This is a genomic window from Arthrobacter globiformis, assembly GCF_046536215.2.
Taxonomy (GTDB): domain Bacteria; phylum Actinomycetota; class Actinomycetes; order Actinomycetales; family Micrococcaceae; genus Arthrobacter; species Arthrobacter globiformis_E.
In genome coordinates, this window is record NZ_CM143421.1 from 3,633,988 (window position 1) to 3,655,253 (window position 21,266).

19 protein-coding genes are annotated in these 21,266 nt (G+C 68.5%); 3 read left to right on the forward strand and 16 right to left on the reverse strand.

The features are described from left to right. Positions 1–78: 78 nt before the first annotated feature. The 4 genes from R5O87_RS16295 to R5O87_RS16310 all read right to left on the reverse strand — a co-directional run bounded on the left by R5O87_RS16295 (position 79) and on the right by R5O87_RS16310 (position 2,760). On the reverse strand, positions 79–957 hold the full coding sequence (locus R5O87_RS16295) for a 2-hydroxy-3-oxopropionate reductase (protein ID WP_462836320.1): 879 nt from the start codon (positions 955–957) through the stop codon (positions 79–81). 41 nt (positions 958–998) lie between these two features. Continuing rightward, a complete protein-coding gene (locus R5O87_RS16300) occupies positions 999–1,799 on the reverse strand; it encodes a hydroxypyruvate isomerase family protein (RefSeq protein WP_410555584.1) in 801 nt (266 codons plus the stop codon). A 221-nt stretch (positions 1,800–2,020) separates the two neighbouring features. Next, complete coding sequence (locus R5O87_RS16305; RefSeq protein ID WP_410555585.1) at positions 2,021–2,434, reverse strand: SRPBCC family protein; 414 nt, start codon at positions 2,432–2,434, stop codon at positions 2,021–2,023. Then, the gene (locus tag R5O87_RS16310; RefSeq protein WP_410555586.1) at positions 2,431–2,760 is read right to left on the reverse strand and encodes an ArsR/SmtB family transcription factor; all 330 of its coding nucleotides are present in this window, start codon (positions 2,758–2,760) and stop codon (positions 2,431–2,433) included. Before R5O87_RS16310 ends, R5O87_RS16305 begins: the two co-directional genes overlap by 4 nt. A 383-nt stretch (positions 2,761–3,143) precedes the next feature. Here R5O87_RS16310 and R5O87_RS16315 point away from each other — a divergent pair, with 383 nt between their 5' ends. Next, a complete protein-coding gene (locus R5O87_RS16315; protein ID WP_307105382.1) occupies positions 3,144–3,350 on the forward strand; it encodes a hypothetical protein in 207 nt (68 codons plus the stop codon). Between the two features lie 29 nt (positions 3,351–3,379). Here the strand turns inward: R5O87_RS16315 and R5O87_RS16320 are convergent, their stop codons facing one another. The 12 genes from R5O87_RS16320 to R5O87_RS16375 all read right to left on the reverse strand — a co-directional run bounded on the left by R5O87_RS16320 (position 3,380) and on the right by R5O87_RS16375 (position 17,142). After that, on the reverse strand, positions 3,380–4,789 hold the full coding sequence (locus R5O87_RS16320; protein WP_410555587.1) for a UDP-glucose dehydrogenase family protein: 1,410 nt from the start codon (positions 4,787–4,789) through the stop codon (positions 3,380–3,382). Position 4,790: 1 nt separating this feature from the next. Next, a complete protein-coding gene (locus tag R5O87_RS16325) occupies positions 4,791–5,840 on the reverse strand; it encodes a phosphotransferase (RefSeq protein WP_410555588.1) in 1,050 nt (349 codons plus the stop codon). 56 nt (positions 5,841–5,896) lie between these two features. After that, entirely contained in the window at positions 5,897–7,165 is a 1,269-nt protein-coding gene (locus R5O87_RS16330; protein ID WP_410555589.1) for a phosphotransferase family protein, read from the reverse strand. Beyond that, positions 7,162–9,039 (reverse strand): ABC transporter ATP-binding protein, encoded by a 1,878-nt coding sequence (locus tag R5O87_RS16335; RefSeq protein WP_410555590.1) that lies wholly within the window; start codon positions 9,037–9,039, stop codon positions 7,162–7,164. The genes R5O87_RS16330 and R5O87_RS16335 overlap by 4 nt, the downstream gene beginning before the upstream one ends. Then, positions 9,039–10,265, reverse strand: a complete 1,227-nt coding sequence (locus R5O87_RS16340; protein WP_410555591.1) for a glycosyltransferase family 4 protein — start codon at positions 10,263–10,265, stop codon at positions 9,039–9,041. The genes R5O87_RS16335 and R5O87_RS16340 overlap by 1 nt, the downstream gene beginning before the upstream one ends. Beyond that, complete coding sequence (locus R5O87_RS16345; protein ID WP_410555592.1) at positions 10,265–11,482, reverse strand: glycosyltransferase; 1,218 nt, start codon at positions 11,480–11,482, stop codon at positions 10,265–10,267. The genes R5O87_RS16340 and R5O87_RS16345 overlap by 1 nt, the downstream gene beginning before the upstream one ends. Next, positions 11,469–12,728: a glycosyltransferase family protein gene (locus R5O87_RS16350; protein ID WP_410555593.1), complete on the reverse strand. Its 1,260-nt coding sequence runs from the start codon at positions 12,726–12,728 to the stop codon at positions 11,469–11,471. Before R5O87_RS16350 ends, R5O87_RS16345 begins: the two co-directional genes overlap by 14 nt. A gap of 341 nt (positions 12,729–13,069) precedes the next feature. Next, a complete protein-coding gene (locus tag R5O87_RS16355; protein ID WP_410555594.1) occupies positions 13,070–14,044 on the reverse strand; it encodes an SRPBCC family protein in 975 nt (324 codons plus the stop codon). 271 nt (positions 14,045–14,315) lie between these two features. Beyond that, positions 14,316–14,897 (reverse strand): AAA family ATPase, encoded by a 582-nt coding sequence (locus R5O87_RS16360; RefSeq protein ID WP_410555595.1) that lies wholly within the window; start codon positions 14,895–14,897, stop codon positions 14,316–14,318. Positions 14,898–15,299: 402 nt separating this feature from the next. Then, complete coding sequence (locus tag R5O87_RS16365) at positions 15,300–16,145, reverse strand: PhzF family phenazine biosynthesis protein (RefSeq protein WP_410555596.1); 846 nt, start codon at positions 16,143–16,145, stop codon at positions 15,300–15,302. Then, positions 16,145–16,654: a YbaK/EbsC family protein gene (locus R5O87_RS16370; RefSeq protein WP_410555597.1), complete on the reverse strand. Its 510-nt coding sequence runs from the start codon at positions 16,652–16,654 to the stop codon at positions 16,145–16,147. Before R5O87_RS16370 ends, R5O87_RS16365 begins: the two co-directional genes overlap by 1 nt. Next, the gene (locus R5O87_RS16375) at positions 16,651–17,142 is read right to left on the reverse strand and encodes a hypothetical protein (protein WP_410555598.1); all 492 of its coding nucleotides are present in this window, start codon (positions 17,140–17,142) and stop codon (positions 16,651–16,653) included. Before R5O87_RS16375 ends, R5O87_RS16370 begins: the two co-directional genes overlap by 4 nt. Positions 17,143–17,275: 133 nt before the next feature. Between R5O87_RS16375 and R5O87_RS16380 the strand changes: the two genes are divergently transcribed. Together R5O87_RS16380 and R5O87_RS16385 are read left to right on the forward strand one after the other, a co-directional pair. After that, positions 17,276–19,027 (forward strand): ABC transporter ATP-binding protein, encoded by a 1,752-nt coding sequence (locus tag R5O87_RS16380; protein ID WP_410555599.1) that lies wholly within the window; start codon positions 17,276–17,278, stop codon positions 19,025–19,027. After that, the gene (locus R5O87_RS16385; RefSeq protein WP_410555600.1) at positions 19,024–21,039 is read left to right on the forward strand and encodes an ABC transporter ATP-binding protein; all 2,016 of its coding nucleotides are present in this window, start codon (positions 19,024–19,026) and stop codon (positions 21,037–21,039) included. Before R5O87_RS16380 ends, R5O87_RS16385 begins: the two co-directional genes overlap by 4 nt. Positions 21,040–21,266: the final 227 nt, after the last annotated feature.

Genomic DNA, 21,266 nt, shown 5'->3' on the forward strand with positions numbered 1-21,266 from the left:
CCGACGGCGGGTGGTGAGTTTTTGTCCAGATAATGGCCGCTAAGTGCCATTAGGGCCGATTATCTGGACAAAAACTCTTTACTTTCGGCCGGAGAGCTGGAGGACCTGCTTGAAGAGTCCCGAGTGGTCAAGGCCGCCGTCGCCCTGGTTGACGGTGGCGGCGACGAGCTGGGCGACGACGGCGCCGAGCGGGATGGAGACGTTGGCTTCGCGGGCGGCCGAGGTGACGATGCCCAGGTCCTTGTGGTGCAGGGCGAGGCGGAAGCCGGGGTCGAAGTTGCGGTCGAGCATCTTCTGGCCCTTCTGGTCGAGGACCTTGGAGCCGGCCAGGCCGCCGCCGAGGACCTTGAGGGCGGCGTCGGTGTCCACGCCGTAGGCCTCGAGGAAGGCGATGGCCTCGCCGAGGACCTCGATGTTGACGGCGACGATCAGCTGGTTGGCAGCCTTGACGGTCTGGCCGGAGCCGGAGGGGCCGACGTGGACGATGGTCTTGCCGACGGCGTTCAGGACGTCCTGGGCCGCCTCGAAGTCGGCCTTCTCGCCGCCGACCATGATGGACAGGACGGCGTCGATGGCGCCCTGTTCGCCGCCGGAGACCGGGGCGTCGAGGGGGCGGATGCCGGCTGCGGTGGCTTCTTCGGCGAGGCGCTTGGCGACGTCGGGGCGGATGCTGGACGCGTCGATCCACAGGGTGCCCTGTTTGGCGTTGGCGAAGACACCGTCGGCGCCGCTGACGACGCCTTCTACGTCGGGGGAGTCCGGCACCATGGTGATGACGACGTCGGCGTCCTTGACGGCGTCGGCGATGCTGGAGGCGCCCTTGCCGCCCTCGGAGACGAGCTTGTCGATCTTGTCCTGGCTGCGGTTGAAGCCGGTGACCGTGTGGCCGGCCTTGACGAGGTTGATGGCCATGGGCAGGCCCATGATTCCGAGTCCGATGACTGCAACGTTGCTCATGATGGTTCTCTTTCTGAAGTCTTTGTTTTCGCGGGTGGGAACTAGCTGGCGGCGTGCTCGCGGATCGCCCAGCTGAAGGCGGTTTCCTGCGGTTCCTTGTACTCGAGGCCGATGTAGCCGTCGTAGCCGAGTTCGCGGCTGCGGGCGATCCACTCGCCGAGGGGAAGCCCGCCGGTTCCGGGAGCCCCGCGGCCGGGGTTGTCGGCAATCTGGATGTGGCCGAAGTCCTTGGCGTGGTTTTCGATGACCGCGGCGACGTCGTCGCCGTTGACAGCCAGGTGGTAGAAGTCCGCGAGCAGCTTGATGTTCTGCGCACCGGATTCCGCCTTGACCCGGGCGATCACGTCGAGCGCGTCCTGGGCCTTGAGGAGCGGGTAGCGCGGGGCTCCGCTGACGGGTTCGAGGAGGACGGTGCCGCCGATCCGGGCCACGCCTTCGGCCGCGGCGGCCAGGTTCCTGGCTGCGAGTTCGTCCTGCTCCTCGGGGGTGGATTCCTCCTGGCGGTTGCCGTAGAGGGCGTTGAAGGCCTTGCAGCCGAGGCGCTCGGCGATGCCGGCAACGACGTCGATGTTGTCCTTGAATTCGCCCTCGCGGCCCACCCAGGAGACGAGTCCGCGGTCGCCGCCGGGCATGTTGCCGGCGTTGAAGTTCAGGCCGGAGAGCTGCACGCCGGCGTCGGTGATGGCACGCTCGAAAGCCGTGGTCTCGGCATCGGAAGGGACGGAGCTCTCGAAGGGCCACCAGAACTCGACGGCGTCAAAACCCGCGGCCTTCGCGGCTGCCGGGCGCTCGAGCAGGGGCAGCTCCGTCAGGAGGATGGAGCAGTTCACTGTGTACGTCATCGTAGGTCCTTCCGGGGAGGGGCTTTGATCTATCTTCCCTGCTTCTCGGTCTTTCTACCGTTTCCGCCTTGTGGAATTTAGATTCTGCTTTATGAAAAGTGTAGAGAAGGGGTGCCGGAGTAGTCAAGGGGAGCGGATTCTCGTCCTGGAAACGCAGGAAGGGCCGGCACCTGTGGTGCCGAGCCCTTCTGGATATTGATCTCCGTAGTTTTTGTTGCGGCCTACGCCCGTGCGGCGTCCACCAGCACGCCGTCGATCCGGGACAGCACTCCGGGCCAGCCGCTGCCCATGCCGTCGAAGGCCTGCTGGCCCATTGGGGTGTCCAGCTTGAAGCCGGCGTGCTCGAGGTGCAGGACCGTTCCGTCCTCAACGGTCTCGAGGGTCCACGTGACGGTGGTGTCCAGGGCGCCTTCGGCGAACAGGAAGCTGATGGCGGTGCCGGGGTCGACGCTGAGGACTTCGCACTGCTGGGTGCCCCACGCGCCCATGTCCAGCGTGAAGCGGTGGCCGACGGTCGGCGCAATGTCGCCCGGAGCCCACCAGCGTGCGAGCAGCTCGGGCGTCGTGAGCGCCGTCCAGACTACCGCGGGCGGGTGCGGAAAATGCCGCGTGAGGCGGATGGTGTTCTCGGTCATGATGGGTTCTCCTCGTTTGATAGATTGCTGTCCAGTAGGTTCCCCAGCGCATCAAGCCGCTGGTTCCAGTAGTGCTCGTAGTGCTTCAGCCAGCCGCCCGCCTCCGCCAGCCCGGCGGCCTGAAGGTGGTAGATCCGGCGCCTTCCCTGCCGCTCTTCCCGGACAAGCCCCGCTTCGCGAAGCACGGCGAGGTGTTCCGACGCCGTGGAGCGGCTCTGCTCGAGCAGTCCCGTGAGATCGCCCGCAGTCCGCGGCCCGTTGCGGAGCTCGTCGAGGATGGTGCGCCGTGACGGATTGGCCAGGGCGCCGAAGATGTCGGGAAGCACGACTGCAGGATATGTCGGAAATTTCCGAAATGATAGTCCGGGCTGCCCTAGGGCCGGACCGGTACGTGCAAATCTGCACCACTTTCGGGGCGGCCCGCGGCCCGTTCCCGCGGTATTCCGACGGCGGCTTCCGCCGTCGGGTGGCAAAGTGGTGCAGATTTGCCGGGACAGCAACGCGAAAGAGCTAAAAACCCCTGTTTCGCGGGGCTCCGGGCTCGTAAAATAAAGGTGGGGCCGACGGCAAGAGCCCTGGTGAGCGATCCTTACGAGCCCAGGGTGCCTTCCCAACCGCCGCCGGCCCTTATGCATGCCGCCGGGTTCCGATCCGGTCACGCTCCGGCAACAACTCTTCCCGCAAGATCACGCCCATGTGACCATTGGGCATGAGCGATGAACTTATGGCGGCGGCACCCTCCGGCGGTGGCGCTCCCCGCAACCGAACGGCCGGACTGATCCACTCCGAAGGCTCCGAGGCGACACGCAAGATGCGCGAGCAGGCCAAACGGCGCCGGGAAGCAGAAGCAAAGCTGCAGTTGCACCTGATGGAAACCCGCAACAAATCAGCCGGAACGCCGGACCCAGCACTCTAACTGCAGCGCACTCTAACCGCACAGCCCCGTTACACCCCCTGCGGCACATGCCCCTCCACAGCGACTGAACCCTGAAGAACCCGCGAGGGCAGCCGGTTAGGCGCGCCGAGGGCGCGGTAGTCCCAGCCGGCGGCGCGGTAGGCGTCGGCGTTGAGTGCGTGTCGGCCGTCCACGATGTTCCGCAGCTGTACCAGAGCGCCGAGTGCGGCGGGGTCGGCGTGGCGGAAGATGTCCCATTCGGTGAGGAGAGCCACGATCTCCGCGCCGGTCACCGCGGCTTCGAGGGTCTCCGCGTAGGTGAGGTCGGGGTATGCCAGGCGGGCGTTGTTCATGGCTTTGGGGTCGTAGACGGTGACTTTGGCGCCGGCCTGGTGGAGCATGCGGGCGACGTCGAGGGCGGGGGCGTCGCGGATGTCGTCGGAGTCGGGTTTGAAGGCTGCGCCGAGGACGGTGACGTGGACGCCGGTGAGGTCGCCGCACGCCATCTCGGTGATGAGGTCCACGGTGCGTTGGCGGCGGCGTTGGTTGATGGCGTCGACTTCCTGGAGGAACCCGACGGCCTGCCCGACTCCGAGTTCTTTGGCGCGGTGGGTGAAGGCGCGGATGTCCTTGGGCAGGCAGCCGCCGCCGAAGCCGAGGCCGGGCTTGAGGAAGCGGCCGCCGATGCGGGTGTCGTAGGAGAGGGCGGTGGCGAGTTGGTTGACGTCGGCGCCGGTGGCTTCGCAGACCTCGGCCATCGCGTTAATGTAGGAGATTTTGGTGGCCAGGAACGAGTTGGCGGCCGCCTTGACCAGTTCCGCGGTAGCAAGGTCCGTCACCACCACCGGGATGCCGTCCGCGATGAGGGGTGCGTAGCAGGCGGCCAGCCGGTCCCGGGCCCAGCCGGACGCCACACCGAACACCAGCCGGTCCGGATGCAGGGTGTCCTCCACCGCGTGTCCTTCCCGCAGGAACTCCGGGTTCCAGGCGAGCTCCGCCAGGGTGCCGGCCGGGGCGCCCCGCTGCAGGAACTCAGCGAGGACATCTGCCGTGCCGATCGGAACGGTGGACTTTCCCGCGACCAGGCAATGCCCGTGCAGATGCGGGGCCAGCCGGGCAAAGGCCGCGTGCACGAAGCGCAGGTCGGCGGCGGGAGAATCGGGCATCTGCGGGGTGCCGACGCACACGAAGTGGATGTCGGCACCGGCCGCGGCCGAGAAGTCAGTGGTGAACGTCAGCCTGCCGCTGTCCAGCATCCGGCGCAGCAGCCCGTCCAGTCCCGGTTCGAAAAACGGCAGCTGCCCGCCGGACAGCAAACGGATCTTGGCGTCGTCGACGTCGATCCCCACCACCCGGTGCCCCAGCAGCGCCATGCACACGGCCTGCGTGGTCCCGAGGTACCCGGTCCCGATAACCGACAGGGACAGTCCATCCGGTCCCCGGCTTGGGAAATTCAGCATTTCAGGTTCCAGTCTCCGCCTGTTCCGGCTGGCCCCGGCCCAGGCTCATCAGGTATCTCACCGCCCAGGATCCCCACGGCGGGCGGAAGGAGTACATGCAGGCCAGCCTGAGCCGGGCGGAGGCGGCGTACGCCTCGAACCGGTCCGGGCTGACGTGCAGGCGGCTGGCCGCGGACACGACGCCTGCGTGGGCGATGGCAAAACGCTGCCCGCTCAGGAGGTTCTGCCTCCGGCGCAGTTCCAGGTGCACATCCAGGTTGGCCAGGTCGAGGGCGGCCTCTGCCCGGCACGCCTCATCGAAATCCAGCAGCCCCGGCGTTCCGGCATCATCGGTGCCGAGTATCTGCTTGTCATGCAGGTCTCCGTGCGCCCACCCGAGGGGATCGGGGGGACCGGCCAGAAGAGCGGCCGTGACATCGTTGGCATGTGCCAGAAGCGCGGCGCGTCCCTGCTCTGCCTCGCTTATCCCTTCACTGTGGAGCAGCCAGTGGTCGATCCACCGCCGCAACTTGACCAGTTCCTCGTCGGCGTCGTGCAGGGGAAGCTGCTCCAGGCTGGCCCGGAAATCTGAGCTGCCGGCACGGGCAACAGTCTCCGTCCAGGCCAGCGACCAGTCAGCCCACATGCGGGCAAAGAACTCGTCCGGGACAGTGGCATGGTCATGGCCGAGCTCGTAGTACGGCCGCCCGGCCACCCGGCCGAGGACCAGGACATCCGGCCGGGCCGCGGTCATCAGCGGTGTCCTGAAGCGGCCGCCGGCCAGGGGTGCAGTGGCCAGCACATGGTTGATGATGGCCGCCTCCGACTGGTCCGGTCGGAACACCTTGATGTAGGTGTTTCCCGCACGGAGGACGGCCCGCTTATGGGCGCGGTGGACCACCGTTTCACCCTTGGACGACTCGTAGGCCAGCGCGGGAAGCTTGGAGTCGTCCGCGTCTACCGGGACAAACCGGCCTTCGCGGAAGAACCCGCCCCGCACTCCGGGATGGCCGGGCGACTGCACCTCCAGGACGTACCGGCCTGCCGCCACGCCGGGCCACGAACGGCTCACGAGCCACTCTTTTCCTGCAGGGTCGGTCACCCTGCGGGGGACGGGCGGATGCCAGGTCATGGGATCAGCTCCCTTACCCGCCGCAGATGCCAGGACATGTCCTCGGCCCAGTCCGGGGACCTGTCGCGGAAGGGGTCAACGCTGCTGTTGAAGAGCCGGAAGGCCGCCCAGACATTCACTCCGGGTTGCGTGAACCGGCCGCCGGCCTGGCGGTAGCCTTCGGTGAGCCGTGCCGTCTTGGGGCCACCGGCAAGGCCACCTGCGGTGCCGCCGGCAGGTGCGCCCCCGGATGCCGGCAGCGCCATCTCTTCCGCCGCGGCGAATGACCCCAGGTCAGCCTCGGCCGTCCCGGCATGTGCCCGGTCGAAGTCGATGAGGCGCACCTCCGAGCCTCCCACCAGCACCTGGTCGGGGGAGAAGTCGCCGTGGACCAGGGCTTTGGACCCTGCGCCGTCCGGCAGGAGGGAGCCGAGTTCAGCCTCGATGCGCCGGGCCGGATCCTCGAGTGCGGGCACCAGGGAGGCGACCATGCTGCGCGTCGCCCGCAGCTGCTCAGTGACGCCGGCCGCCTGCAACCCCCGCGCCGGAATGCCGTGCAGCCTGGCCAGCGCTTCCCCGGCAGCGAAGGCGCCGGAATCGTCGTCGAGCCCTGCAAGGTCACCGCCGCCCCACGCGACGCAGGCACTGACGCCGTGTTCCAGGCATTCCGCGTCCCCCAGCTGGGGGAGGAACGGCACACCGTGGCGCTCGAGCCGGTCCAGGAAGTGGGCTTGCTGCGCGGTGCCGGCGGGCTTGGCGGCGGTTTTGATAACGACGGCGGTGTCCGCGTTTTGCGCGACGAGCACCAGGCGCCGCTCGGGTTTGTAGCGTAGCACGCTGCCGCCGAGCAGGCCGGCGGCGGCGCCGGGGTGAAGTCCCAGCCGTTCGGCGCCGTGCTCGCGCAGCCAGGCGAGATTCTTGTGCAGGGCCCAGTCGTCCTCCACGCCGCCTACCCCCACCAGCGTCTCCGGGTGCAACGGGTCGGGCCTGAGGACGCGCATGTTCCCGCCGCGGGACCGCGACGTGCTTTCGCGGCGCAGCAGTTTGGTGGACGGCGCGGCCAGGGTATAGGCCCAGCCATAGTCGAAGCTGCCGTTGCGGATCCTGCGGAACGCCACCAGCAGCGAGGTGCCGGGCTTGTAGCGGACGCGGGTCACGCGGACTGTTTCGCCGAGCAGCCCGGACAGGCGGGTATTGTCCAGCAGCCAGGGAAGGCCGGGCAGTGCGGCGTCGCGGCTGGCCAGCGACCGGTCAGGGTTGCCGGGCTCGGAGGGCGAGTCGTTCACGGCACCCCCTGTTGAAGTTCAGTGCCGGTCTGATGATCAGCCGTCGCCGCGGGGTCCGGTGCCTCGTCCTCGATCCAGCGCGCAAAGCGGGAGCCGGGGTCCCGGAGCAGTTCATCGGGACGGCCTTCTTCGGTGATGCGGCCGTGCTCCAGCCAGATGACGCGGTCGCAGGAGCGGGCGGAGTGGGCGTCGTGGGTGATGGTGATGGAGGTGCGTTCGCGGGTCAGGGCGGCGAGGGCCTGGAGGACGGAGTTCCGCGACACCGGGTCCAGCCCGGCGGTGGCCTCGTCCAGGATGACGATGGGCGCCTGCCGGAGGATGGCGCGGGCGATGGCGATGCGTTGCCGCTGCCCGCCGGAGAGATCCTTCGCGGCTTCCCCGAGCACGGTGTCGTACCCGTTGGGCAGGGCACGGATGAAGCCGTCCGCCTGGGCCAGGGCGGCGGCCTGCTCGATGTCAGCGTCCGTGGCGTCCAGTCGGCCGAAGCGGATGTTGTCGCGAACGGAGGACCCGAAGAGCACGGAGTCCTGGAGCAGGATGGACACGTGCGAGCGGACGGAGGCGATGGTGAGGTCGCGCAGGTCCTCACCGCCGACCCGGACGGTCCCGGTGCTGGGGTCGATCATCCGCAGGATCAGTGAAGCCAGGGTGGATTTGCCGGCGCCGGACGGGCCGAGGATGGCAACGTGCTCGCCGGCCGGAATCGTGAGGCTGATCCCATGGAGCACGGTTCCTTCGCCGTGGCCGGCGGAGACGTTGTCCAGCACGATGTCCGGGGCGGTGGACCGGAGGGACCTGGCGTGGGGTTTTTCGGGCAGGTCCGTTTGCGCCTCAAGCAGATCCGCGACACGCTCGCCGGAGGCGGTGGCCCGGGCGATCCGGCCAATCTGTTTCGCCACGTCCTTCAGCGGTTTCATCCCGGTCTTGAGGTACATCAGGAAGATCACCAGGTCGCCGGGGGTGATCGCGTGTTCCAGCACGCGCCAGCCGCCGCCGGCCAGGACAACCGCCGTGGCGACGCCGATCAGCACGTCGGTGCGCCGCTCCAGACCCGCCGCCAGCCGCAGCGCCGCGACGCCCGTTCCCAGGGTTGCCTGGTTGCTGCTGCGGAAGCCCGTGCTGATGGTGTCCTCAAGCCCGTAGGCCTGCACCTCGCGGATGGCACCCAAGGTCTGTGCCGCCGTCGTGGCCAGATGTCCCTCCCCTTTGCGGGAGTTGCCCGCCGCCGCCGTGATCGGACCTGAGCTCGCACGGGACAGAAGCACGAAGGCGCCGCCGGCCAGAACCACCACCAACGAGAGCAGCGGATCCAGCCAGAGCAGGATGCCGATCATCGCCACCAAGGTGGCCATGTTGCCCATGAGGGGCAGCCCCGCGGTGATGGCCACGTCCTGCAGCCGGGACACGTCGCCCACCAGTCGCTGCACCGTGTCCCCGGTGGGCGCCCGGGTGTGGTGGCGCATGGAGAGGCTCTGCACATGGCGGAAGGCCCGTGCCCTCAGGTCTGCGGCCACCCTCGAACCGATGAGGGCGAAGCAGACGGCGGACCAGTAGTTGGAGATGGCGCGGCCGATGCTGATGGCCACCACCGCCGCTCCGCACAGGATGAGCGTCTGCACGCTGGCGTCCATGGAGGGGCCGGGTTTGTGGAGTGTGGCGCCCAGCGAGCGGGACACGGCGTCCACCACCAGCTTGAGGGGCCACGGTTCCACGAGACGGAAGGCCACGTCGAACGCCAGCCCGACGAATCCGCCCACCATGAGGCGGCGGTGGCCCTGGAGATGAGGGCGCACGCACCGCAGTGTGCGCCGCAACCCGGACTCCGGCTGGGCCGGCCGGGCGGAGCGGGCAGCGTGGCCAGGGCGGGCGCTCATCACGCCACCTCCTGGCGACGCGGCAGGGCCGCGGTGATGCGGGACAGCACGCCGTCCCAGCTGTAGAGTCCGACGGCGGCCGCCCTCGCCTGCGTGCCCAGCCGGTCCCGCAGCGCGGTGTCAGCACCGAGGCGAAGCAGCGCGGCAGCGAAAGCCGACGCATCGCCGGGCGGAACGAGCAGGCCGGTGCGCCCGTCTTCCAGGATCGACGGTATCTGGCCCACCGCCGTCGCCACGATCGGCATGCCGGCGGCAAGATACTCGTAGACCTTCAGCGGCGAAAAGTAGTCGTCCCGGCCGGGCACGGGCTGCGGGTACGGGGCAGCGGCGGCATCGCATTCATGCAGCAGCCCGGGCACAGAATCCGGAGGCACCGCACCGGTGAACTCCGCATCCACGCCCAGCCCGGCTGCCGCCCGTTCCAGATCCTGCCTGCCGGGGCCGTCGCCAATAATCTTCACGGCCCATCGCCCGTCAGCACCCGCCCCGGCGTTGGCCAGCGCCACCGCCGTTAGCAGGGCGGGGACACCGTGCCAGGGTTTCAGGGTGCCGACGAACCCCACGGTGAACCGGCGCGGGTGGCGGCGGCCGCGCGGCCGGGGCCCGATCCGTTCCGTGTTCACGCCGTTCGGCGCCAGCAGCGTTTTGGCACCCGGCACCCTGTCCTCCACCCACCGCACCACGGGCTCCGAGACAGAGGCGACGGCGTCCGCGGCCAGGGCGTTGCGGTGCAGCACGGCCTCGGCCAGGCTGCGGTCAAACAGCTGCCGGTACCGCTGCTGCTCCTCGATCAGGGGCGAATTGACCTCCAGGACGGACGGGACACGGAGGGTGCCGGTGACCGTGGCCAGCGCCTCGCTGAACAGGGAATAGCGTTCGTAGATCACATCGCAGCCGTCGCTGACCACCGCCGCGGCCAGGGCCGCGGCCGCCTCCCCGATGGCCCGCTCCCGCTCCTCCCCGGGAGCCGGATCCGCACCGGGAGCGGGTGCTGCCCCGGAAACAGGCCCTGCCCCGGCGGCCGCGGAAACGCGGCGTGGCGGGATTTCGACGACGGGAAGCCCGGCCAGGTCCGCCGGCCGGTCCGTCCCGGCGCGGGTGCAGTAGACCGTGACATCGGCCCCGGCCCGGCGCCAGGCCCGGACAATCTCCTGCACGTGCACCGAGGAGCCCTTGGTGCCGAAGACGGGGACGCCGGGGTCGGCGCACACATAGGCGACGCGCATCAGGCCGCCCTCCTTGCGTCCAGCGACAGGGCCCGCAGTGCCATTGCCTGCCGCCGCACGTCGTAGTCCTTCTCGATAAGGGCGCGCGCGTGGCGGGCCAGTGCCACCCGGTCTGTGGCCGGGGAGCTGATGCGGCGGATTGCCTGGGCGAGCAGGTGGGGCTGGCCGGGCCGCGTCAGGATTCCGGTGTGCCCGTTCCGGACCGCCTCCGGGATCCCGGTCACCGCCGTCGAGATGCAGGGGACGCCGGCGGCCATGGCCTCCAGTAGGACGGTGGGCATCCCGTCGGCGTTGCCGTCCGAGCCCACCACGCAGGGCGCGATGAACGCATCGGCCGAGTCCAGCAGCTCGTGCACCTGGTCCTGGGTCTGCGGCCCGAGCAGCTGCACGTTCCGGTCCAGCCCGAGCTCTTCGATGGTGCACTGCAGCCGGTCGGCCAGCACGCCCGTGCCGGCGATCCGCAGGTCCAGCGGGAAACCCTGGGAGACCAGCTCCGCGGCGGCCGGCAGCAAATGCTGGAATCCTTTCTTCTCCACGAGCCGTCCCACGGCGGCCACCCGCACGGTGGGGCCGACCGGGCGCGGGTCCCGGTAGGGGAAGCGGTCCAATTCCAGGCCGTTTCGCACGAGGTGGAGGCGGGAGGTGACGTCCGGGAAGCGGCGCCGCAGAAAGCGCAGGTTGTACTCGCTGATGGTCACTGAGTGGTGGGCCTGGGCGAACTTGGTCCGGAGGTCGTCGTCGAGGGTCTCAACGAAAATATCCACCGCGTGGGCCGTGAAGGAGTAGGGAATGCCGGTGATGGCCGAGGCCAGCCTCGCCACGGTGGTGGGGATCGATGCGAAGTGAACGTGCAAGTGCCGGATGTTCCGGTGCTGCAGGGCGACGGCGAGGTTGATGGCCTGAAGGGCATCGTTGGTGTCCATGGTGGCCAGTTCCGCGAACACCCGGGACACAGCCGGGGCGAGCCCGGCTGCTTCCGCGGCGCGGAAGGTCTCCCAGACGCGCTCGGCACTTTTGGGGCGGACGATATAGGTCACGGGCGCCTTGACGCGCGCCAGTTCGGGATGGAAGCGCTGGTCGTTGCACGGGCGCAGGGAATAGATTTCGATCCTGTCCCCGGCGGCCTCGCGGGCCAGGATCTCCGAGACAATGAACGTCTCCGAGAACCGCGGGTACATCTTCAGGATGTAGGCGGTGGCGGGCTCAGACTGCAGCATGGGCCGCACCTTCCCGGACTCCCGCGGCGGACGCCGGCGACGCGGCGGGGCCTGGCGACGCGGGGTGGGGCGGGTTCGGGGCACCGGCCTGGAGCAGAACGGGCTGCAGCAGTTCGGCGGCCAGCTGCGGGGCGCGGACCAGCCCGTTGAGCCGCGCCCGCCTCCTGTCCACCCTCTTGCCCAGCCGCCGGGAGAGCCAGCCGGAGAGGATCCCGGGCGTGAGCGAGCCGATCTCGTGGTAGTCCAGATACCCGGCGGAGGCCAGGGAAGCGGCCCTGATGCGCTGCTCGGACCGCGGATGCGTGCGCGGCACAATGAGGGCGGGGACGTCGGTGCTCATGATCTCGCAAACGGTGTTGTAGCCGCCCATGGACACAATGGCGCCCGCGGCGCGCAGGTGGAGCACCATGTCATCGAGCCGCTCGACAATCCTGACGCCGCCGGGTGCCCGCCGCCGCAGGTCAGCGAGCTGCTCGGCCGGCATCTGGGGTCCGGCCACGACCAGGTGCTCTGTGCCCGGCGGCAGTTCCGCAGCCGATGCCAGGGCTGCCAGCGTGTGCCCGTCGGCGCCGCCGCCAACGGTGGTCAGGACATAGGGGCCGGGCATGGTGACTGTCCCCGGACCCGCCGGCCTTCCGGCTGCGAGGTACCCGGTGTACCGGATCAGCCCCTGCATGGAGGGCGGAATTTCCCCCGCGGCCACGGGGTCGTGCACTGCGGGGTCGCCGTAGACCCAGATGGCGTCAAACAGGTCATTGACCAGGGTCGCGCCGCCCGCCCGCTCCCACTCGGCGATGGCTGCCTCGGGCGCGTCCAGGATCTCGCGCAGCCCCAGCACGGTGCGCACCGGGCCGGCCGAGCGTGCATGGCGCAGGGCCACTTCCAGTTCGCGGTGGATGCCCGTCGCGTGGCGGTCCACCACCACCAGGTCGGGGAGGAAGCCGCCGAGCACGGATTCGAGCAGGCCGGCCCTGAGGGAGACGAGGTCCTGCATCGGGACGGTGAGGCTGCGGGGCTGGTAACCGTCGGGGCTCTTTTCCACTCCGGGCAGGATGACCCAGTCCCAGCCGGGCGGAACGTCGAACCCGGGAGCCAATGCGGTGCCGGAAATGAGGAGGCCGGTCACGTCCCGGCCCGTCAGATAGGGCAGCTGGTTACTCAGGGCATGGGCCAGCGCGAGATTGCGCCGCACGTGACCCAGACCGAAGGAGTCGTGTGAATAGAGAACAATTCTTAAGCGTTCCATGTGGGCCCCCACAGCTGCCGGTTCCCGATGGGAATGTTGTATTTCGGCAAGCCGCAATGAGAAGACTTAATCGGAATTGAGAGAATATTAAAGAATTCTCAGATATGTCCCGGGCGCGCGGTATCGCTGCCGCAACGTTGCGGTATTTAGTTGTGCTGGCCCGGCGGAATGGCCGGGCAGGGAATGTCTGCACGTGTGTCCCCCGGCACTGGGGGAGAGAAGGTGAATCCCACGTTGCCACCGCATGCCGTGCAGGTCAATCCTCAAAATAAAGCACCAAATGGACAAAAAACGACGGCGGGTTGCCCCGCCGTCGTTTTTGGGTTTTGACCTTGTGCGGGTTAGTGCTGGCCGGACGTGCCGCCCACGGGCGGGACGGTGCCGGGCCCGCCGTCTTCCCATTCGGCCCGGTCTGCGGCGCTGCGCGTGTCGCTCGCCGCCGTCTCGTCCGAGTCGCCCTCGTCGTCAACCAGGCCGTTGGTCTGGTCGAAGGGATGGGCGATGCTCTCGTCCGTGAGCGCCGAGCCGGCGCCTGCCGCAGTTCCGGCTGCTGTCCCACCTGCAACGGTGCCCGCCGCAGTCCCGCCGGAGAAGCCCGGGGTGTCGGTCGTGTCGGTAACAACGGTGGTTTCGGTGTACTCCGGCTCCACCGGGACAACTGTTTCATCCGCAACAGCGGCTTCGTCCACCACATACACAGTGTCGGCGTCCTTGTCCTTGCTGCCCGCGGCAACGGCCGCCGCCGCTCCTGCTGCAGCCGCCACCCCGGCAGCTGCCGCAACCTTGCCGGAGACGCCCGCCTTGCCGCTGTCCCCGAGCGAGCCGGCCGCGTGCTCAACGCCCGGTGTGCCCACCGAGCCGCCTTCGTTGACAGAGCCCCGCCAGGCGCCGCTGGCGTATCCCTCGTCCTCGATGAATGCCTTGAACCGCTTGAGGTCGGATTCGGCCTGGTGCTCCACGACGTGCAGCTTGTCGCCGATCTTCTCCACGAGCCCCTCGGGTTCGTAGTCGATGAACAGTTTGATGGAGGTCTGGCCGCCGCCCACGTCCTCGAACTCCACCGAGCCTGCATTGGTGGCGCCCTCGGTGGCAGCCCAGGCAACCTTCTGGTCCGGCTTCTGCTCGAGGATCCGTGCCTCCCACTTGCGCTTCACGCCCGCGATCTCGGCCACCCATTCGAGGCGGTCGTCGCTGAGTTGTGTCACTTTTTTGACGCCGCCCATGAAGTGCGGAAAGTCTTCGAACTGGGTCCACTGGTTGTATGCCGTGCTGACCGGCACGTTCACCAGAATGCGCTTCTCAACCCTCGTGCTCATAGTGTCTCCTTCGTCGAAGTGAACAGGTGATGGTCCGGTAATCCGAAGTCATCAGCATGCTTACTATATCTTTCACGGCGGAGCGTGGCCAGACCGGGAGGTGCCGGACTGTGGTGTCGGGGCGTAAACGTGAAGCCTCCGCGCGAATCAAAGGACTCAAGCGCGGAGGCTTCCAGCACTCCATTTTTGGGGGGAAAGAGGAGAGCTGGCACAAATGTACAGCCGGCGTGACGTTTGGGACGCCAAATTCGGCCATTTCGGAAATTCTTGACTAAACCTTGAGTAGCCGCTGCGAACCGGTGGCGTCAACCACCCTGGCGAGCACATCGGCCTGGCACCCGCCGGCGTGGATCTTCACCATGTCCGCGTATTCGGGCAGCGCGCGGTAGGCGTTCCGCAGGGCGGTCAGCTCGGCCACCGATTCCTCGTCCGTGCCGCGGGCCATGATCCGCCGGTGGGCGGTTTCTGGGCTTACGTCCAGGTGGAGGACCAGGTCCGGCGCCGGCAACGTGCGGAGCAGCCAGGGCAGAAGCCGTCCGCGGCGCAGGCCCCGAGCTTCGCGGAGCGCCAGCTGGCAGTGCAGGTGCCGGTCCATGACCACCAGCCCCTCGGAGCGCGATGCCCGGGCATGCGACACCAGCACGTTGAACACCCGCATGATGGTTTCCGCCGCGTCGGCCAGTCGTTCGGGCAGCCGGATCCCGAGCCTGGCGCCGAGCAGCGACATCCGCCGCCGGCCCGCATAGTTGCTCAGCAAAAGGGCGTTCCTGCCCTCTGCCCGGCCTGCGGCAACCAGGGAACGGGCCGCCGTCGTCTTTCCTGAACCGTCGATTCCTGTCAGGACAATGAGCATGTGGCCTCCTTCCGTCCCCCTGTCCAACGGCCGGGGTCTCGGCAAGGTTGCGGCTTTGAGGCGCACGTCACGTTGTTGCTCCGGTCCGCAGCAGTCCCGGTGCCGTCGCACACCCCCAGATGCACGACGGCGGCACCGCCGGATCTTGCAGCGATCCTTACGTAAAATTGCGCCATTCTTGAGCGTCGCGCGGGACAGTGTTCCGCAGGGGCCGTGCAGAAGCGCCGCGGCCCCGTAAGAGAACCCGATACCAAGATCACCATCTGGATCACCCACGAAGACCACGGACTGGGACGGGCAGGCGCAATGGGGCACCGGCCCGTCCCTGGCACGTTCGTCGAACGGGCAGTTGGGATCCACCGCCGGGCGGAATTACAGGCCGGTGGAATTCGGCCGACGGAATTACAGGAAGACGCTGCCGCGGATCACCGTGCGGCTGGTGCCGCCCACCCAGATACTGTCACCCTCGGTGGTGATGGTCAGCCGGCCGCCGCGGCCCAGGACAGTGCCCTGGCTGACGGTGTAGTCGCCCTCCGCCACACCCGAGCTGATGAGCCACTGCGCGAGGCCTGCGTTCAGGCTGCCGGTGACCGGGTCCTCGGGGATGTCCAGGCCGGGAACGAAGCCGCGGACCTCAAAGTCCGCCGGTCCGCCGTCGCCGTACGCGCCGATGACGCCCACGTTCAGCCGTCCCATGGCCACAAAGTCCGGCGCCAGGTCGAGCACCTGCCGGGCCGAGGCCAGCCGGATGCCGAGCCAGCCCGGGCCGTTGTCCACCCAGTTGCTGTCCAGCACCTGCTCTGCCGGAATGCCCAGGCCTGCGATGGCCTGCTCCAGCACCTCGGGCTCCACGGGGCCGGAACGGCGCAGCGGCGGGGCCTCGAAAAACTGTTCGTCAGCGGTCTGGCTGATTTTGACGAGCCCCACCTCGCATTCCTGCACGAGTTCGCCGGAGCGCCGCGGCTGTCCGCCGTTCTCCAGCCACGCGTGCGCGGAGCCGAGGGTGGGGTGGCCCGCGAAGGGAAGCTCCGAGGCCGGCGTGAAGATCCGCAGCCGGAAATCCGCCTCCGGCTGCGTGGGCTTCAGCAGGAACGTGGTCTCGGAGAGGTTGGTCCAGTTCGCGAAGCTCTGCATCTGTTCGGCGGTCAGGCCGTCGGCATCATGGACGACGGCCACCGGGTTGCCGGGCTTTGGCCCCGGGGCGAAAACGTCGACCTGCGAGAAGGGGTATTCGTTCACGGTGGCCATTATGCCTCAGCCGGTTTGCGCGGGGTGGCGAGCCCGTCCACCACCTCGACCCCCGGCAGCTTCAGGAGCTCGGCCGGGTCGAGGACAATCTTGCTGGACCTGTTGCCGCCGCCCATGACCACCTGCGGCACCTCCATCACGGCGCGGTCAAGGTACACGGGCAGCCCGGAAATGCCGGGCACGGTGACCCCGCCCACCAGCATGCCGGTCAGTGCGGTGGTGGTCTCGGCGTCGGCGAAGGAGGCGCGCTTGACGTCGAGCAGCGCCCGGACGGAACGGTTCACGTCCAGCCGGGTGGTGCCCAGGACGACGCACACCGCATACCGGGCCGGCTCCACTTTCTTGGAGGCGACCAGGATGGTGTTGGCGGCCTGCTCCAGGCTGAAGCCGTAGTGGGCGCAGAACTCGGCGGTGTCCGCCAGCTCGGGCAGACATTCGAGGACCTCGTGGGCCACGCCGTGCGCGGCCAGGGCCTCGGCCACAATGGGTAGGAGGATCGTGTCACTCACAAAAGTTCTCCTTTGAGGGCGGTGTTGTGGAGAGGGGTGTCCGCGCCGGAAACCGGCACGGGACAGGCGGGAACGCGGCGGAGCAGGAAGAACCGGTTGGCCGCGGGCAGCCACATCAGCGTGGCGCCGGCCAGGGTCAGGAGCAGGCCGGCAAGGATCAAGGCCGTCAGGTCGACGGGTGCGCCGAGCGCCGACAAAGCGGCGGCAACGGTGAGAAGGATGCGGGCCCAGCGGGCGCCGTGCAGCAGATGCTGGGCGACCAGGACCTGCAGGGCGGTGAGCGGCACGGCGAACGCTACGAGATAGGGCACGGCCCAGTCGGGGATCGACTGGCCAAAGTCGATTCCCGCCACCTCGAGAATGACAGGCATCATGCCGGCCACCACGGCGCTGGCCACCCAGCAGGCTGCCGAGAGCCGGACAGCCGCCGGTGCCCTTACTGAACCGATGTTTCCGGGCTCGCCAAAGCCCAAGTGCTGATCGCTCAATGAAGTCCCCATTCTTCAATTTGCGGTTTTTCCGGATTTCCGGCGATGGCCCCAGCCTACAGGCTGTCCCAAGCCGCCGGACGTACACTGGCCTTCCCATCATTTCGAGGACCTGCTGCGAGGGTGCATCTGGATGCTTTGGAAGCTTCTTGTCCGGTACCTGCAGCCGCAACGGCGGCTGCTGGTCGCCGTCGTCGTTTTTCAGCTGGCGCAGTCCATTGCATCCCTTTATCTCCCCACGCTGAACGCGGACATCATTGACCTGGGCGTGGCCCGGGGGGACACCGCCTACATCCTCCGCGTCGGCACCCTGATGCTGTTCATTACCCTCCTGCAGATCGCGTGCGCGGTGACGGCGGTGTACTTCGGGGCCAAGGCGGCGATGGGGATGGGCCGGGACCTGCGCGGGGCGATCTTTACCCGGGTGGGCGGCTTTTCCGAGCAGGAGGTCACACGGTTCGGCCCGGCCAGCCTGATCACACGGTCCACGAACGACGTGCAGCAGGTGCAGCAGCTGGTGCTGATGTCCGCCACGCTGATGGTGGCCGCGCCCATGCTCAGCATCGGCGGCGTGGTGATGGCCGTGCGGCAGGATGCCCAGCTCTCGTGGCTGATCGCGGTGAGCGTGCCCGCGCTGCTGATCGGCGTCGGGCTGATCGTGAGCCGGATGGTGCCGCTGTTCCGGCTGATGCAGCTGCGGATCGACGCCGTCAACCGGGTGCTCCGCGAGCAGCTGGCCGGCATCCGGGTGGTGCGGGCGTTCGTCCGCGAGGACCTGGAGACCGAGCGGTTCGCCGGCGCCAATGCGGACGTCACGGACACGGCGCTGCGGGCCGGGCGGCTGATGGCGCTCGCGTTTCCGGTGGTGATGCTGGTGCTGAACGTGTCCAGTGTGGCGGTGATCTGGTTCGGGTCGTTCCGGATTGAGGACGGGTCCATGCAGGTGGGCACGCTGGTGGCGTTCCTCAGCTACCTGCTGCAGATTTTGATGTCGGTCATGATGGCCACGTTCATGGCGGTGATGATCCCGCGCGCGGCCGTGTCGGCGGACCGGATCGGGGAGGTGCTGGAGACGGAGTCGTCCGTGCGGCAGCCGGTGAACCCGGTGCTGTTCGCCGCCGACGATTCCTCCGGCACCGCCCGCGGTGAGCTGGAAATGCGCGACGTCGGCTTCGCCTACCCGGGTGCCGAACGGCCGGTCCTGAGCGGTGTCAGCTTCACCGCCGCTGCAGGGCGGACGACGGCGGTGATCGGCAGCACGGGTTCGGGGAAGACCACCCTGGTGAACCTCATGCCGCGGCTCTTCGACGCCACCTCTGGCTCGGTGCGGATGGGCGGCGTGGATGTGCGGGAGCTGCACCCCGACCTGCTGTGGGGGCACATTGGGCTGGTGCCGCAGCGGCCGTACCTGTTTTCCGGCACGGTCCGCAGCAACCTGCTGTACGGCAAGCCGGACGCCACCGAGGAGGAGCTCTGGCACGCGCTGGCCACCGCGCAGGCAGCGGACTTCGTGCGCGAGATGGAGGGCGGCCTGGACGCGCCCGTCTCGCAGGGCGGCACGAACGTGTCCGGCGGGCAGCGGCAGCGGCTGGCGATCGCCCGGGCGCTGGTGAAGCGGCCGGAGCTGTACATCTTTGACGACTCGTTTTCCTCGCTGGACACCGCCACGGACGCCCGGCTCCGGCAGGCGCTGCGGCGGGACACCGCCGGTGCCACGCTGGTGATCATCGCCCAGCGCGTCTCCAGCATCGTGGACGCGGACCAGATTCTGGTGCTCGACGGGGGCAGGATTGTCGGGCGCGGAACGCACAGTGAGCTTTTGGAGACGTCGGAGACGTACCGGGAGATTGTGTCCTCGCAGCTGGCGGCGGAGGAGGCGGCATGAGCACTGCCCGCGGAACCCAGCCGGCCCCCGGAGGTGGTGCCGCCCCCGGAACCCGGCAGGCCGACGTCGTACGTATTCCCCGGCCGGCCGGCGGACCGGGACGCGGCGGACCGTTTGCCGGGATGAACGTCCCGGCGGAGAAGGCGATGAACTTCGGGCCGTCGGCCCGGCGGCTGCTGGGGGAGCTGCGCCCCGAGCGGGCGTGGCTGGCGCTGGTACTGGCGCTCGCCGTCGTCAGCGTTGCGTTTTCGGTGACGGGGCCGCGGCTGCTGGGCGAGGGCACCAACCTGATCTTCGCCGGCGTGGTGTCCAAGAACCTGCCGGCCGGGGCGAGCAAGGAGCAGGTGATCGCCGGGCTGCGGGCATCCGGGCGGGATGCGCAGGCGGACATGCTGGGGGCGATGACGCTGACGCCGGGCGCGGGGATCGACTTCGCAGCGCTGGCGAACGTGCTGCTGTGGGCGCTGGCGCTGTATGTGCTGGCATCGGCGTTCGGCTGGATCCAGGCGTATGTGCTCAACGGCGTGGTGCAGCGGACGGTGTACCGGCTGCGGGAGCGGATCGAGGCGAAGATCCACCGGCTGCCGCTGCGGTACTTCGACTCGATCCAGCGCGGCGAGCTGCTCAGCCGGGTGACGAACGACGTGGACAACATCTCGCAGAGCCTGCAGCAGTCGATTTCCCAAGCCGTGACGTCGCTGTTGACGGTGCTGGGCGTGCTCGTAATGATGTTCCTGCTCTCGCCGGTGCTGGCGCTGATTGCGCTGGTGACGGTGCCACTGACGCTGGTGACGACTGCACTGATCGCCAAGCGCTCGCAGAAGCTGTTCGTGGCGCAGTGGAAGCACACGGGGGAGCTGAACGGGCAGATCGAGGAGACATACACGGGCCATGCCCTCGTGAAGGTGTTCGGCCGGCAGCGGGAGGTGGAGGAGCGGTTCCGGGAGAAGAACGCGGAGCTGTTCGCGGCGAGCTTCGGCGCGCAGTTCATTTCCGGCCTGATCATGCCGGCGCTGACGTTCATCGGGAACCTGGTCTACGTGGGGATCGCGGTGGTGGGCGGGCTGCAGGTGGCGTCCGGGGCGATGCAGCTGGGCGACGTGCAGGCGTTCATCCAGTACTCGCGGCAGTTCACGCAGCCGCTGGCGCAGCTGGGGTCGATGGCGAACCTGCTGCAGTCCGGGGTGGCGTCGGCGGAGCGGGTGTTCGAGCTGCTGGACGAGGAGGAGCAGTCGCCGGAATCGTCCGGTGCTGCCGCTTCCGGCGGGCGGGGCCGGCTGGTGTTCGAGAACGTCTCGTTCTCCTACTCACCGGACAAGCCGCTGATTTCCTCTCTCAGCCTGGTGGCGGAACCCGGCCAGACGGTGGCGATCGTCGGCCCCACCGGGGCCGGCAAGACGACCCTGGTGAACCTGATGATGCGGTTCTACGAGCTGGATGCCGGGCGGATAACGCTCGACGGCGTGGACATCACCTCAGTGCCCCGGCGCGAGCTGCGCTCGCGGATGGGCATGGTGCTGCAGGATACGTGGCTGTTCGGCGGGACCATCCGGGACAACATCGCGTACGGCCGGCCTTCCGCTACTGAAGCCGAGATCGTGGAGGCGGCGCAGGCGACGTATGTGGACCGGTTCGTGCGTGCGCTGCCGGAGGGATACGACACGGTGCTCGAGGATGAGGGCTCCAACGTGTCGGCCGGCGAGAAGCAGCTGCTGACGATCGCGCGTGCGTTCCTGTCCCGGCCGTCCGTGCTGATCCTGGACGAGGCGACTTCTTCCGTTGACACCCGGACGGAGCTGCTGGTGCAGAAGGCCATGAGCGCCTTGCGTTCTGACCGGACGAGCTTCGTGATCGCGCACCGACTCTCCACCATCCGCGACGCCGACCTCATCCTGGTGATGGAGGCCGGGCAGATCGTGGAGCAGGGGACGCACGCTTCACTGCTTTCGGCGGGCGGGGCTTATGCGCGGCTGTACGAGGCGCAGTTCGCGGCGCCGGCGGCGGAGGTTTAGCGGGCGCTTGCGGCGGGCGGGGCCCTTGGGAGGTGGCACTCGGACCTGTGCTCCGGTGTGGCAATTGAGGCACCCTCCGCGGCTTTTTCTCGGGCAGGGTATACGCGAAACCGACCGTCGCGCGTTACGCGGATTTCTGCCTGTCGGCAGCTGTGTCAGTTGTGTCGCGCTGGAGGACCGTCATACGCGACTCAGCCAGTCGAGTTCCGTGTGGTTTTTGTCCGGCA

Coding starts and splice junctions, on each gene's coding strand:
- R5O87_RS16295 (WP_462836320.1), bottom strand. CDS start 957: ATGAGCAACGTTGCAGTCATCGGACTCGGAATCATGGGCCTGCCCATG.
- R5O87_RS16300 (WP_410555584.1), bottom strand. CDS start 1,799: ATGACGTACACAGTGAACTGCTCCATCCTCCTGACGGAGCTGCCCCTG.
- R5O87_RS16305 (WP_410555585.1), bottom strand. CDS start 2,434: ATGACCGAGAACACCATCCGCCTCACGCGGCATTTTCCGCACCCGCCC.
- R5O87_RS16315 (WP_307105382.1), top strand. CDS start 3,144: ATGAGCGATGAACTTATGGCGGCGGCACCCTCCGGCGGTGGCGCTCCC.
- R5O87_RS16320 (WP_410555587.1), bottom strand. CDS start 4,789: ATGCTGAATTTCCCAAGCCGGGGACCGGATGGACTGTCCCTGTCGGTT.
- R5O87_RS16335 (WP_410555590.1), bottom strand. CDS start 9,039: ATGAGCGCCCGCCCTGGCCACGCTGCCCGCTCCGCCCGGCCGGCCCAG.
- R5O87_RS16340 (WP_410555591.1), bottom strand. CDS start 10,265: ATGCGCGTCGCCTATGTGTGCGCCGACCCCGGCGTCCCCGTCTTCGGC.
- R5O87_RS16345 (WP_410555592.1), bottom strand. CDS start 11,482: ATGCTGCAGTCTGAGCCCGCCACCGCCTACATCCTGAAGATGTACCCG.
- R5O87_RS16350 (WP_410555593.1), bottom strand. CDS start 12,728: ATGGAACGCTTAAGAATTGTTCTCTATTCACACGACTCCTTCGGTCTG.
- R5O87_RS16355 (WP_410555594.1), bottom strand. CDS start 14,044: ATGAGCACGAGGGTTGAGAAGCGCATTCTGGTGAACGTGCCGGTCAGC.
- R5O87_RS16360 (WP_410555595.1), bottom strand. CDS start 14,897: ATGCTCATTGTCCTGACAGGAATCGACGGTTCAGGAAAGACGACGGCG.
- R5O87_RS16365 (WP_410555596.1), bottom strand. CDS start 16,145: ATGGCCACCGTGAACGAATACCCCTTCTCGCAGGTCGACGTTTTCGCC.
- R5O87_RS16380 (WP_410555599.1), top strand. CDS start 17,276: ATGCTTTGGAAGCTTCTTGTCCGGTACCTGCAGCCGCAACGGCGGCTG.
- R5O87_RS16385 (WP_410555600.1), top strand. CDS start 19,024: ATGAGCACTGCCCGCGGAACCCAGCCGGCCCCCGGAGGTGGTGCCGCC.